General features: G+C 61.9%; 10 protein-coding genes. 8 read left to right on the top strand and 2 right to left on the bottom strand.

The genetic code is table 11. The features are described 5' to 3' along the window. Positions 1–410 precede the first annotated feature (410 nt). From nirB to HQ912_RS15435, 3 genes are all read left to right on the top strand, one after another. Entirely contained in the window at positions 411–2972 is a 2562-nt protein-coding gene (gene nirB / locus HQ912_RS15445) for a nitrite reductase large subunit NirB (protein ID WP_047226522.1), read from the top strand. Further along, positions 2972–3358: a nitrite reductase small subunit NirD gene (nirD, locus tag HQ912_RS15440; protein ID WP_047226521.1), complete on the top strand. Its 387-nt coding sequence runs from the start codon at positions 2972–2974 to the stop codon at positions 3356–3358. Before nirB ends, nirD begins: the two co-directional genes overlap by 1 nt. Before the next feature lie 81 nt (positions 3359–3439). Next, a complete protein-coding gene (locus tag HQ912_RS15435) occupies positions 3440–3880 on the top strand; it encodes a CBS domain-containing protein (RefSeq protein ID WP_047226520.1) in 441 nt (146 codons plus the stop codon). Positions 3881–3949: 69 nt separating this feature from the next. Here the strand turns inward: HQ912_RS15435 and HQ912_RS15430 are convergent, their stop codons facing one another. Further along, positions 3950–4987: an AraC family transcriptional regulator gene (locus tag HQ912_RS15430; protein ID WP_047226519.1), complete on the bottom strand. Its 1038-nt coding sequence runs from the start codon at positions 4985–4987 to the stop codon at positions 3950–3952. Between the two features lie 9 nt (positions 4988–4996). Further along, complete coding sequence (locus HQ912_RS15425; protein WP_173406989.1) at positions 4997–5908, bottom strand: GGDEF domain-containing protein; 912 nt, start codon at positions 5906–5908, stop codon at positions 4997–4999. A gap of 476 nt (positions 5909–6384) precedes the next feature. Between HQ912_RS15425 and HQ912_RS15420 the strand changes: the two genes are divergently transcribed. From HQ912_RS15420 to HQ912_RS15400, 5 genes are all read left to right on the top strand, one after another. Then, a complete protein-coding gene (locus HQ912_RS15420) occupies positions 6385–8907 on the top strand; it encodes a TonB-dependent receptor (protein WP_047226516.1) in 2523 nt (840 codons plus the stop codon). A 142-nt stretch (positions 8908–9049) separates the two neighbouring features. Next, positions 9050–10927: a phytase gene (locus HQ912_RS15415; protein ID WP_260990090.1), complete on the top strand. Its 1878-nt coding sequence runs from the start codon at positions 9050–9052 to the stop codon at positions 10925–10927. A gap of 64 nt (positions 10928–10991) precedes the next feature. Then, positions 10992–11699 (top strand): protein TolQ, encoded by a 708-nt coding sequence (tolQ, locus tag HQ912_RS15410; RefSeq protein WP_047226514.1) that lies wholly within the window; start codon positions 10992–10994, stop codon positions 11697–11699. A 13-nt stretch (positions 11700–11712) separates the two neighbouring features. Next, positions 11713–12159 (top strand): protein TolR, encoded by a 447-nt coding sequence (gene tolR / locus HQ912_RS15405; RefSeq protein WP_047226513.1) that lies wholly within the window; start codon positions 11713–11715, stop codon positions 12157–12159. Beyond that, the gene (locus HQ912_RS15400) at positions 12156–12989 is read left to right on the top strand and encodes an energy transducer TonB (protein ID WP_047226512.1); all 834 of its coding nucleotides are present in this window, start codon (positions 12156–12158) and stop codon (positions 12987–12989) included. Before tolR ends, HQ912_RS15400 begins: the two co-directional genes overlap by 4 nt. Positions 12990–12991 lie beyond the last annotated feature (2 nt).

Genomic DNA, 12991 nt, shown 5'->3' with positions numbered 1-12991 from the left:
AGCCGCAGGCGATGGGTCGCACCATGGCAAGGCAATCGTCCGCGCATGGAGGCGTCAGGCGAGCGCTTATAAGCATGAGGTGACTGGACGGCCTTTTTCACGGGCAAGCCCGCGCCCACAGGGATTTTCGAGGGTTGCAAGCAGCGTTGGGTCTATGACTTCAGGGAGGCAGACAAAGGCTTGGCACGCTCGCTGCAAGAGGCTGTTCAGGCCCACTGTAAATACATTCAAGTGGGCAACCCTGTCGGTCAACGAAGATCGAGAGCCAGCAGGCCGGGGGTAACGGTAGATCGGGGCGCAGTCGCCGGATCGATACCGCACAGAACAGGCAAAGACGCCTGGAACCGCAAGGTTTCAGGCGTCTTTTTTTTTGCTTTCAAAACCGTGATGGGCTTTTGTCGGGTGCTTTTATGAATTCCAACGTTGCTTCCCTGAACAAGCTGCAAACACTGATCGTGATCGGCAATGGCATGGTCGGCCATCACTGCGTCGAGCAACTGATCGAGCGCGGTGCCCTCAATCATTACCACCTGCATGTGTTCAGCGAAGAACCGATGCGCGCCTATGATCGCGTGCATCTGTCGGAGTATTTCTCTGGCCGTGACGCCGAGTCCCTGGCGCTTGGGCAAGCCTCGTTGTACCAGACCCCTGGCGTCACGCTGCACCTGGGCGTGCCGGTGCTGGAAATTGATCGCGAGGCGCGCCAGGTGGTCACTGCCCAGGCTCGCATCAGCTACGACAAACTGGTGCTCGCTACCGGCTCTTACCCGTTCGTGCCACCGATCCAGGGCGCCGAAGGCGATTCCTGCCTGGTCTATCGCACCCTGCAAGACCTGGACGCCATTCGTGCCGCTGCAAGCAACGCCCGCCGGGGTGTGGTGGTCGGTGGTGGTCTGCTGGGCCTGGAAGCGGCCAATGCCCTCAAGACCCTCGGCCTGGAAGCCCATGTGGTGGAATTCGCCCCACGATTGATGCCGGTACAACTGGATGAGCAGGGCGGTCTGGCCCTCAAGGCGCGCATCGAAAAACTGGGCGTCGGCGTGCATCTGTCCAAGGGCACTCAGTCCATCAGCGCCGGTGAGCAGTACCGTTATCGGATGAATTTCGGCGATGACGATTTCCTGGAAACCGACCTGATCGTATTTTCTGCCGGCATTCGCGCCCAGGATGCCCTCGCTCGCCAGTGCGCTCTGCAGATCGGTCCGCGCGGTGGCGTGGTGATCGATGACCATTGCCTGAGCAGTGACCCGGACATCTACGCCATCGGCGAATGCGCAGCCTGGAACGGCAGCATCTTCGGCCTGGTCGCTCCGGGTTACCAGATGGCCCGCAACGTCGCGGCTCGCTTGTGCGGTGAAAGCGCCGAGCCGTTCACTGGCGCGGACATGTCCACCAAGCTCAAGTTGCTGGGGGTGGACGTAGGTTCCATCGGCGATGCCCACGGCAATACACCGGGTTCGCGCAGCTTCCAGTTCATCGATCAAACCAGCGCCAGCTACCGGAGACTGGTGGTGGACGCCGATGGCAAACGAGTGATCGGCGCGGTCCTGGTGGGCGACAACAGCTACTACGACACCCTGCTGCAATACATGCAGAACGGCATCGCGTTGCCCAAGGAGGCTGCCGGCCTGATCCTGCCGAGTTCCGAAGGTGCACCCACGTTGGGCCCGGCAGCACTGCCTGCGGCGGCGACCATCTGCTCGTGTCACAACGTCACCAAAGGCTCGATCTGTGCGGCCATCGACAGCGGCTGCACCGACCTTGGGCAACTGAAATGCGATACCAAGGCCGGCACCGGTTGCGGGGGTTGCGCCGCCCTGGTCAAGCAGGTGTTCGAGCACGAACTGATTGCTCGCGGCGTCAGTGTCGACAAGAGCCTGTGCGAACACTTCGCCTATACCCGCCAGGAGCTTTATGCCTTGGTGCGGGTTGAAGGCATCATCAGCTTCGACGAGCTACTGGCCAAGCACGGCCGCGGGCACACCGGTTGCGACTTGTGCAAACCGGCGGTGGGCTCGATCCTGGCGTCGTGCTGGAACCAGCCGATCATGGACCCGTCCCTGGTGCCGTTGCAGGACACCAACGACACCTTCATGGCCAACATGCAGAAAAACGGCACCTATTCGGTGGTGCCACGCATCGCCGGGGGCGAAATCACCGCCGACAAGCTGATTGCCATCGGCGTGGTCGCCAAGAAATACGACCTCTACACCAAGATCACCGGCGGCCAGCGTATCGACCTGTTCGGCGCCCAGTTACACCAGTTGCCGGATATCTGGGCCGAACTGATCGAAGCGGGTTTCGAAACCGGGCACGCCTACGGCAAGTCGACCCGCACGGTGAAGTCCTGCGTGGGCAGCACCTGGTGCCGCTACGGCGTGCAGGACAGTGTGCAAATGGCCCTGACCATTGAGGATCGCTACAAGGGTTTGCGTTCGCCCCATAAGCTCAAGTTCGCGGTGTCCGGTTGCACCCGCGAGTGCGCCGAGGCCCAGAGCAAGGACGTCGGCGTGATCGCCACCGAGAAGGGCTGGAACCTCTACGTGGCCGGTAACGGTGGCATGCGCCCGCGTCACGCCGAGCTGTTCGCCACCGACCTGGATGACGCGACCCTGATCCGCTACATCGACCGCTTCCTGATGTTCTACATCCGCACCGCCGACAAGTTGCAGCGCACGTCGGTCTGGCGCGAAAGCCTGGAAGGCGGCCTGGACTATCTCAAGGACGTCATCATCGACGACAGCCTGGGCCTGGGGGCCGAACTCGAAGCCCAGATGCAACTGGTGGTCGATCGTTATGAATGCGAGTGGGCCAACGCCCTCAAAGACCCGGACAAGCTCAAGCGCTTCCGCACCTTCGTCAACGACGGTCGCGGTGATCCGGATGTTCATTTCGTCAGGGAACGCGGCCAGCGCCGGCCGGTTCACGCCCACGAGCTTCACCTGATTCCCGTCACCGAGGAGGTGCTCTGATGAGCCAGTCAAACGTCGTTCGTATCCCCACCCGCAACGCGGCCCAAAGTCCCGTGCAATGGCGTACCCTGTGCAGCCGCGAGGATCTGGTGCCCAACTCCGGCGTGGTCGCCTGGCATGACGGCCGCCAGGTGGCGCTGTTGTACCTGCCCGAACAGCAGGACAAACCGTTGTACGCCATCGACAATCGCGACCCCAAGTCCGGGGCGAACGTGATCGGTCGGGGGCTGTTGGGCAGCATCAAGGGTGAACTGGTGATCGCATCGCCCCTCTACAAACAGCATTTCCGCCTGGAAGACGGCCATTGCCTGGAATACCCGGAGCAGCGTCTGCGGGTGTGGCCGGTGCGCCTGAATGGTGATGTGGTGGAGATTGGCGAAGACTGATCCGCCTCTGACCGGGGCGCCACAATGAATCAGGCAATTTAAGTGCATTGGCTTGCCTTTAACTGAAGTTGGGAATCAACAATGAAAACAGCCGCTCAACTGGTAAGACTCAAGAGTGTGCAGAACCAGCAGGTTCACAGCATCGCGCCGGAGCAGACCGTGCTCGAAGCGCTGCAGATCATGGCCGAGAAAAACGTCGGCGCGTTGCCGGTGATCGAACACGGTCAGGTGGTTGGCGTGTTCAGCGAGCGCGACTATGCGCGCAAGCTGGTGTTGCAAGGACGCTCCTCGGTGGGCACTTCGGTACGCACCGTCATGAGTGCTCCCGTGGTCACCGCCGATAGCCAGCAGAGCATCGACCGCTGCATGGAAGTCATGACCGACAGCCACCTGCGGCACTTGCCGGTGCTGGATAACGGCCAGTTGATGGGGTTGTTGTCCATTGGCGATCTGGTGAAGGAGGCGATTGTCGAGCAGGCGGATTTGATCCGGCAGCTGGAGCATTACATTCGCGGGCACTGAACCCACAGGGAATTTATCTGTGGGAGCAAACCTTGCTCCCACAATGGTGCGAAGTTTCGCTAAATTTCCTCACCCCAACATCAGCAACTGCCGGATCAGATTCGGCGTACTGCCGGTCCAGCGCTTGAACGAGCGGCGAAAATTCGCCGTGTCGTTGAAGTTCAGGTACTGCGCCACTTCCTCGTTGCTGAACCCCTTGACCTGGTACAAGTACAACGCCACATGGGTGTGCACCCGGTCCACCTGTTGCTGGAACCCGGTATGGTGCTTGTGCAGCTTGCGCTTGAGCGTCGCCGGGCTCATGGCGAAAGCCTGGGCGATCTGTTCCAGGCTGGGCGTCTGCTGCACATGGCTGTGCAGGTAGTCGTAGACGCAGTCCAGAAAGCTTGCCGCGAAACCCAGTTGATCGAGTTGGTCTCGGGCTTCGATCCGCGCCACCTGGCCGGCGGTGGCCGACACGTTGGGCCAGGGCTGGGCCAGGCAGTGGCGGGGCAGGCGCATCAGGTCCAGCGGCCGATTGAATTGCGTCTGCTCACCCAGGTGCACCCAGTACTGTTCGACGTAACGCGGCTCCTCATGGCGGAAGCTGCATTGCCAAGGCAGGCGTTCGCCGCTCAGCCATGCACTCATGGCAACCATCGAAGTCATGCTGGCTTCCAGTATGAAGCGCCATTGTTCATCCGCACCGCAACTGTCCAGCCAATGGATGTAGGCATAGTGCTCGTCCAACAACAGGCGCGGCGCGGCCAGGGGGCTGAGCAGTGCTTGCTGGTCAATCAGGGTTTCCAGGGCCTGATGCAGATTCTGCGCGTGGCGTAGCGCATGACTGGCTGGCCCGTAATGTCCCGGCAGCAGCCGCTGGCCAAACAGGAAACTGCTGTCACTGGCATCGAGCAGGCGTCGGCTGTTGTCGATCAGGCCAAGAAACTGTTGCGGGCTGATGCGGCTCTGGCCAGCGAGGATATCGTCGTGGAACAGCCCTGTGCCACGCAGCAGGCGGTGGCTATCGATGTCACGCGACAGTGCCAGATCGATCAGCGCGGCAGGCTGATAGTGCCCCGGAATGAAGCGGCTGTCGGTTTCATACCAGCAGGTCTTGAGGGTCATGGGCCGGCCTCAGGCGCTTTTCAACGTGGAACGGGATCGGGCCAGCGTCAGGTTGAGGCGTTTGAGCAAGGCCTCCGGCGACTCGTCAAATGCCATCACCACGGCGGTGCTGGCGGCCAGTTGCAAGCGCTCGCCGTGTTGCCGGGTCTTGTGGGCCAGGCTGCCAACCGCGTGGGCCAGTTCTGCGGCCAGATATCGGGCCTGGCTCTCGCCAGTGTCGGGCAGCAGGATCACAAAGCGATCACCGGCCAGGCGACAAAGCAGATCCTGACGGCGCAGGTTCAGCACCAGCAACTGGCTGACGGCTTGCAGCACCGCATCGCCCTCGCCGTGACCGAAGCGCTGATTGATGGCGGTGAAGTTGTCCAGGTCCAGGGCCAGCAATGACAAGGGCTGCTGGCGGCGTCGGCTGTCCTCCAGGCTGCTCGTCAGTTCATGTCTGAAAAAGTCCGCGCCTCCCAGCGGCGTGAGTTTGTCGAACAGGCGGTGCTCGCGGAACAACCGTTCACGCTTTTCCATTTGTCCGTTGATCGCCAGTTGTTCCCGGTGCCAGTGATAGATGCCGAGGGTCAGCAGAATCATGCCCACCGGCATCGGCCCGGACTCCAGCCAGTGGTCCCAGGTGATGCTGTCGGGCAAACGGATGAACTCGTCGAGGCTGTCGATCCACCAGGAAAAAAAGATGCAACCCAAGCCCCATACGAGGTAGTTGGTGACCCGACCGGCCGGGCGACTCTTGAGCACCAGGCCGAGCCAGACCAGCGCCAGCAAGGCCGAGCCGCCTTCGCCAAGGATATCCAGCCAGACCCACTCACTCAGCGGTTTGAGCTCACCGTTGGCCAGGTGGAGCATCAGCCCGAGGTTGGCCGCCAGCAGAAGCAGGGCGAGTTTGAGGCGGTGCGGGCGCAGCACGGAGAACATGGCCGAAATCCTTTGCCAGAAGCGGAATGCGGCTCAGCACAGCAGATGGATGTGACAGTGCGGTGACGGTGGGTGAATGGGTGGGGGAGGTCGAATCAGCTCATTGGTTGTCCGGATTTTTATGCATGAGATCGCCCTTATCTCATTGTGGCGAGGGGATTTTGTGGGAGCAAAGCTTGCTCGCGACGAAGACGACGCGGTTTTTCAGGGGATCGAGGCGCCTGCATCGCGAGCAAGCTTTGCTCCCACAGCGGTGTGGAGCGACGTTTCGCTAAAAGTGATCGGCTGCTGAAGGCCTATGCGGCTCGGAAACAGGTCATTTCAGCTCATTCTGGTCCGCCAACCCCCTCACATCAGTGTGTTTTAGGCCCTGCGGGCAAACGCTGTCACAGAACCGTCACCCCCCACCCCTAGCGTGCCCTCCCAGTTGCCGGGCCGTTGCCTGGCGGATTTTCGGATTCCTGGGGGAGATCACCATGCATCACCGCACAAGCACTGCCGGGCTCGTCGGTTTTACGTTCACCGCGTTGGCGATGGCCATTGCCAGTGAACGGCTGAGCGCTGCCGAGCAGACGACCACTGAACACGTCCAAGTGGTCGGTCAGGCGGCCAGCATCGATCAGGCCCTGAAGGAGCAGCGCAGCGCCGACAGCATCAAGAGCGTGGTGCATGCCGACGGCGTGGCGCAGTTGCCGGATGAAAACGTCGCCGAAGCCGTGCAGCGCCTGCCGGGCATCAGCGTCGAACGTGACCAGGGCGAAGGTCGTTTTGTCAGCGTGCGGGGCCTGGGGCCAGACCTCAACAGCGTGACCATCAACGGCACGCTGGTGCCGGCACCGGAAAGCGAGCGCCGGGCCGTTGCCCTGGACGTGCTACCCGCGGAGCTGGTGCAGTCGCTGTCGGTGATCAAGACCCTGACGCCGGATATGGACGCCAACTCACTGGGCGGCACGGTCGACGTGAAAAGCCTCTCGGCGTTCGACCACAAGGGCTTGTTCTACACCGGCAGCAGCGAAGCCAGCTACGACAAGAATACCGGCCAGACGAGTCCGAAATTCTCTGGCGCTATCAGCGACCGTTTCAGCCTGGGCGACGGCATCGATAACTTCGGCGTTGCAGCAGCGCTGAGCTGGCAGAAGCGCGATTTTGGCTCGGACAACGTTGAAACCGGCGGCGCCTGGGATTTCGAGCAAGGCTCACGACTGGAAGAGTTCGAACAACGCGACTATGACATCCGTCGGGAGCGCGCCGGCGGCGGGCTGAACTTCGACTACAAGCCTGATGATCTGAGCAGCTACTACCTACGCACGCTTTACAGTCGTTACAAAGACAGTGAAACCCGCAATGCCGCCAGCCTGGCTTTCGAGGATCCACAAGCGGCCGGCGAGCTGGGTGCCGCAGAAGGCGAGCGCAAGATCAAGCAGCGCGAAGAAACCCAGGAGATCCAATCCTATGTACTGGGCGGGGAGCGCATGTTCGGTCTCTGGACCCTCAGCGGCCAGGGCGGCTACAGCAAGTCCAGCGAAGACAGCCCCGGTCATATCGCCGGTGCCACATTCGAAGGCATCGACAGTTTCGAGGGGGGCTTCTACGGCAACGACAAACCGCGGCCGATCATTGGTTCGGGGTTCTATGATCCGGCCAACTTCAGCCTGGACAAGGTGGACTGGGAACAGCAGAACACCACCGACACCGAGAAAAACCTGCGCCTGGACCTGGCCAGAGACTATGACGTCAGTGGCTACGCCTCCCAGGTCAAATTCGGCGGCAAAGTCAGCCGCCGCGACAAGGACAACGATCTCGACGCCTGGGTCTATGAGGATTTCGACGATCTGGGGTTCACCGACGAGCAGTTGAACCTCGGACAATTCCAGAAGGGCAACGTGGATTACAGTCTCGGCCGTTACGGTCCAGGCATCAGTGCCGGAGCCATCGAACAATTGTTGGGTGGTCTGGACCGCGACGCCTTCTTTGATGCGCAAGAGTCGCGGGTCAATGACTTCCAGATGAGCGAAGACATCAACGCCGCCTACCTGATGAACACGGTGGACATCGATGATTGGCGCTTGATCGCCGGCATGCGTTATGAAGGCACGGAGTTCGAAGCCAAAGGCAGCGGCGTTACCGACGGCGTGTTCACCGACACCCAAACCCGGCGCAAATATCACCACTGGCTGCCGGGCCTGCACGCGCGTTACCAGTTGGACAAGAACACCCAGGTGCGTGCGGCCTGGACCAAGTCCGTGGTGCGTCCGACCTTCGGGCAACTGGCCCCGGGTTTTGTCATTGACGATGACGAGGCGACCTTCGGCAACCCGGACCTCAAACCCCTGGAGTCGAGCAACCTGGACCTGGGCATTGAACATTTCATGGGCCGGGCCGGCACTGTGTCGGCTTTCGTGTTCTACAAAGACATCAAGAACTTCGTCTACAACACCGACCTGGCGGGCACGGGCGCCTGGGCCGACTTCTCCGAAGCCCATAGCTTTGCCAATGGTGACAGCGCCAAGCTCTATGGCCTGGAACTGGCCTACTCACAAAAATTCGACTGGCTGCCAGCCCCCTGGAATGGATTGCTTCTGGGGGCCAACACCACCTTCAGTCGCTCGGACGCCGAGATCGAAGGGTTCGATCAGGCCAGCGGAACACAACGCAAGCGCAGCATCGACCTGCCGAACCAGTCGGACACCGTGGGTAACCTGATGCTGGGTTGGGAAAACGACAAGCTGAGCCTGCGTCTGTCGGCCAATTACAAGTCGGCCTACCTGTATGAGCTGGCGTCCATCAGCGACCGCGACCATGACCTGCACGTTGACGCCCAGACCTTTGTCGACTTCAGCGCCCGCTACTCCCTGACCAAAAACCTGCAAGTGAGCCTGGAAGCCCAGAACCTCACCGACGAGTCGTATTTCGTCTACACCGGCCACCGCGCCTACAACGGTCAGTACGAAGAATACGGCCCGACCTACAAGCTGGGGCTGACCTTCACCCATTTCTAGATCGCGACGCCGATCCGTCAGGGCGAGGGGAAAAATCCCATCGCCCTGCAGGTGGACAAAAGACCCGTTTGAACCCGGCTCAATGACAAGGATTTTTCCGTTGAACACAGCTTTGTTTTTACCCAAGCAGTACCTGTTGGCAATGCTCATCAGCCTGGCAAGCGTTCCAGCGTTGGCGGCTTCCCCAACCCTGAAGCTGCAACCCTGGCCTCAGGCACAGGAACGCTCGATCAATGCCCTGGGATTCGTGCCCGGCCATTCGACGACCGAACGACTGGCCAGCGCCCGTGAAGGCTTGCTGTTGCTGGACGCCCAAGGCCGCGAACTGTCACGCCTGGAGGGCTCCTTCGAAGGTCTCGACAGCCGGGCCCTCGGGGCGAACGTTCTGGTGGCCAGCCTCGACAGCACTCGTCAGCAAGCACTGTTGGTCAGCCTCGATCCGGATAAACGTCAGTGGGGGACGCCGCTGTACCTTCCTGCGCGAGATTTCCCGGTGAACGGGCTGTGCCTGTACCGCGATGAAGCGAGCAACCTGTTTGTGTTTCTGGTGGGTGAAGAAGGCAAGGGGGAGCAATGGCTGGTGGGCAACGGCGAGCACCTGAGCGCCAGTGCACAGCGCGTACGCGGCTTGCCACTGCCGCCCGATGCCCAGACCTGTCAGGTGCAAGACAGCGCCAATCAACTGTTCGTCAACGAGGAACAAGTCGGCTGGTGGGCCTACCCGGCATCCTCCGAGGCCGATGCCGTGCGTGTACCCGTGGCGATGCGCACACCGTTCGGTGACATCCAGCAGGCCGCTGGAGACCTGGCGGCATTACCAGGCGGGTTGCTGGGCCTGGACCCACAAGCGCGACAGCTGCATCTGTATCAGCAAGACGGCCAGGGCTGGACCTCAATAGCCCGTCTGGCGCTGCCCGGCCTGAACGAGCCGGAAAATCTGGCGGTACGGGCGACGAAAAACGGCCTTGAACTGTTGTTGCGCGACGATGACAGCGCACGCCTGTATCAGGGCCAAATCAATTGGCAACCCACCCCTGTGTCCCTGCCGCCGGTGCTGCCTACAGTGGCTGCCATTGGCCAGAGCGAGCCGGTGGCGCGCCAGGGCGACGCGGCGGATGATCCGGCGATCTGGGTTCATCCCACCACACCTGCCTTGAGCCGGGTGCTGGGCACCAACAAGAAGCAAGGCCTGCTGACGTATGACCTGCACGGCAAGCTGCTGCAGGAGCTGGCGGTGGGCCGCCTCAACAACGTCGATGTGCGCGGCAACTTCAAGCTGGGCACGCAAACCGTCGATCTGGCAGTCGCCAGCAACCGCGACCGCAACAGTCTCAGCCTGTTCAGCATCGACCGGGTCAGCGGCGAACTGCGCGAGGCCGGCGAGATCCCCACGCCACTCAAGGAAATCTACGGCATCTGCCTGTTCCAGCCGGTTGAGGGCGAACTGTATGCCTTCGCCAATGGCAAGGACGGGCGCTATTTGCAGTACCGCCTCAGCGCTCCGGACGGTGTGGTGAAAGGTGAGTTGGTGCGCCAGTTCAGCGTCGACAGCCAGCCTGAAGGTTGCGTCGCCGATGACCGGCGCCAGCGGCTGTTTCTCGGTGAAGAAGACGTCGGAGTCTGGGCGGTGGATGCCCGGGCCGACCGACCGGCGACATTGGACAACGTGATCAAGGTCGGACCTCAGTTGCATGCCGACGTCGAGGGCATCGCCCTGTACCAAGGCGCCGGCCACGATTACCTGGTGATCTCAAGCCAGGGCAACGACAGCTATGTGCTACTTGATGCCGAACCGCCATATGCCGTGGGCGGTTCGTTCCGTGTCGGCCTGAACGGCGCCGCGGGCATCGACGGCGCCTCGGAAACCGATGGCCTGGAAGTCACTTCGGCCAACCTTGGCGGTCCCTGGAGCGACGGCATGCTGGTGGTCCAGGACGGCCGCAAACGGATGCCCGAGCAGACCCAGAACTTCAAGTTCGTGCCCTGGAACGAAGTCGCGAAAGCCTTGCGCCTGCCTTGAGCGGCGCTGTCATCAACCGGTCATGAACATTTCATCGAATAGCAGCCAGACAGGAGCTCTACCCATGCAAGCCACGCTGGAACATATGACAATCTGGGGCCTGATCAGCGATGCGAGTCTTCTGGTCAAGGCCGTTATGCTCACACTGCTGCTGGCCTCGCTGCTGAGCTGGTACCTGATCATCCAGCGCAGCGCCGTGCTGCGCCGCACCGAGCGCCAGTTCAAGGGTTTCATGCAGCGTTTTCGCAGCACCAGCGATTTGCCAGCGCTGTTGCGCGAGACCGCCCAGGTGCGCGAGGAAGAGGGCGGCGTGGAGCCGATCTTTCACGCCGGCTTCCAGGCTTTCACCCAGCTCAACGTACCCTCCGGCAGCCCACAGGTGGTGCTTGAAGGGGTGGAGCGTTCGCTGCAAGTGGCAATCAGCGAGCAGGAGGTGCAGTTGGAGAAAGGCTTGCAGTTTCTCGCCACGGTCGGTTCGGTCAGCCCTTACATCGGTTTGTTCGGCACGGTCTGGGGGATCATGAATGCCTTCCTGGGGTTGTCCCAGGTGCAACAGGCCAGCCTCTCCACCGTGGCGCCGGGCATCGCCGAGGCGTTGATCGCCACCGCCATCGGCTTGTTCGCGGCGATTCCCGCGGTGATCGCCTACAACCGCTTCTCCGCCCGCGGCCAGACCTTGCTGACACGCTACTACGCGTTTGGCAACGAGTTGCAGGCACGCCTGCATCGCAAGCTGCACGGCGCCCCGGTGAACCTGGCCGCGGCCGCTTGAGAGGAGAGGGCAGATGCTAGTCAAGCCGCAACGCAAGCACGGGCCCAAGGCCGAAATGAACGTGGTGCCTTACATCGATGTGATGCTGGTGCTGCTGGTGATCTTCATGGTCACGGCACCCATGCTGACCCAAGGCGTGAAAATCGAGCTGCCCAAGGTCGCCAGCCAGGCATTGGCCAACGATAGCCGCCAACAGATCCTGACCCTGTCTGTTAAGGCCGAGGGCGGTTACTACTGGAACCTGGGTGCTGAACTGGACACCCAAAGCCAGACCGACAGCGCCGTGGACCTGGATCAGATGCGCGCCAAAGTGGCCCAGGTTGTCGCCGAGCGCAGCGATACCCAGGTGTATATCCGTGCCGACGACCACGCCGACTACGGTCGTGTCGTGGCCGCCATGGCCGCCTTGCAGCAGGGCGGAGTGAGCAACCTTGGCCTGGTGACCGAGGCACCCCGATGACGGCGATGATCATGCACAGTCCATCCTTGGGTTTACCCACGGTGTCCGGCAGTGGTTTCTGGAGGAACAGCCTGGCAGCGGGACTCGCCGTGGCCTTGCACGCGGTTGTCGCGGCATTGCTGGTGCTGGGCTGGACCGTAGAGAAACCGACCGTCGAAGCGCCCCGGGTGCTGCGCACGCAATTGGTGATGTTGCCACCGCTGCCGGTGCCTGAAGCGCCTGCGCCGACCGCCGTGGCAGAGGTCGCCCCAGAACCGGTCGAAGCCACGCCGGCTCCAGTGCAAGCGCCACGCCCGGCGCCGAGCAAACCTGCGGTTGATCCAAGGCTCCAAGCGCAGAAACTGGAGCAGGCAACCCTGGCGCGCAAACGGGTCGAGGAGCAAAAGCGCGAGCAGCAGGCCGAGCAACAGGCCCAGCAGCAGCGCGAGCGTCAGGAGAACCAGCGACGTCAGCAGGAAGCCGAGCAACAGGCCGCCGAACGACAGCGCCAAGCGGCTCAACAGGCCCAGGCGCTCGCCCGGCAACGCCAAGCCGAACAGGCGCGCCTGGCCGCCGCCGACAGTCGCCACTATCAACCCCTGAGCAAAGAGGCTCCGGATTATCCGCAACGGGCTTTGGACAAAGGGTTGGAAGGCGATTGCACGGTGGAGTACAGCGTCAAGCCGGACGGGCGAATCGACAACCCCAAGGTGTTGGACGGCTGCCACCCGTTGTTCATCCGACCCTCGCTGACTGCGGCCCAGACCTTCCGTTATCAGCCGCGGATCGTCGACGGCCAGGCCGTGACAGTGCCGGCGGTGCGCAATACCTTTCACTACCGCATCGAATAGAA

The organism is Pseudomonas sp. MPDS, assembly GCF_013283895.1.
GTDB classification, from domain to species: Bacteria; Pseudomonadota; Gammaproteobacteria; order Pseudomonadales; family Pseudomonadaceae; genus Aquipseudomonas; species Aquipseudomonas rhizophila.
Note: the sequence above shows the minus strand (reverse complement) of the source record. Positions and strands in the feature narration are given on the sequence as shown.

Bases quoted from the DNA above. Each gene is read 5' to 3' on its own strand.
- tolR (WP_047226513.1), top strand. From the start codon at position 11,713: ATGCTAGTCAAGCCGCAACGCAAGCACGGGCCCAAGGCCGAAATGAAC.
- tolQ (WP_047226514.1), top strand. From the start codon at position 10,992: ATGCAAGCCACGCTGGAACATATGACAATCTGGGGCCTGATCAGCGAT.
- HQ912_RS15435 (WP_047226520.1), top strand. From the start codon at position 3,440: ATGAAAACAGCCGCTCAACTGGTAAGACTCAAGAGTGTGCAGAACCAG.
- HQ912_RS15425 (WP_173406989.1), bottom strand. From the start codon at position 5,908: ATGTTCTCCGTGCTGCGCCCGCACCGCCTCAAACTCGCCCTGCTTCTG.
- HQ912_RS15420 (WP_047226516.1), top strand. From the start codon at position 6,385: ATGCATCACCGCACAAGCACTGCCGGGCTCGTCGGTTTTACGTTCACC.
- HQ912_RS15430 (WP_047226519.1), bottom strand. From the start codon at position 4,987: ATGACCCTCAAGACCTGCTGGTATGAAACCGACAGCCGCTTCATTCCG.
- nirD (WP_047226521.1), top strand. From the start codon at position 2,972: ATGAGCCAGTCAAACGTCGTTCGTATCCCCACCCGCAACGCGGCCCAA.
- nirB (WP_047226522.1), top strand. From the start codon at position 411: ATGAATTCCAACGTTGCTTCCCTGAACAAGCTGCAAACACTGATCGTG.
- HQ912_RS15400 (WP_047226512.1), top strand. From the start codon at position 12,156: ATGACGGCGATGATCATGCACAGTCCATCCTTGGGTTTACCCACGGTG.
- HQ912_RS15415 (WP_260990090.1), top strand. From the start codon at position 9,050: ATGCTCATCAGCCTGGCAAGCGTTCCAGCGTTGGCGGCTTCCCCAACC.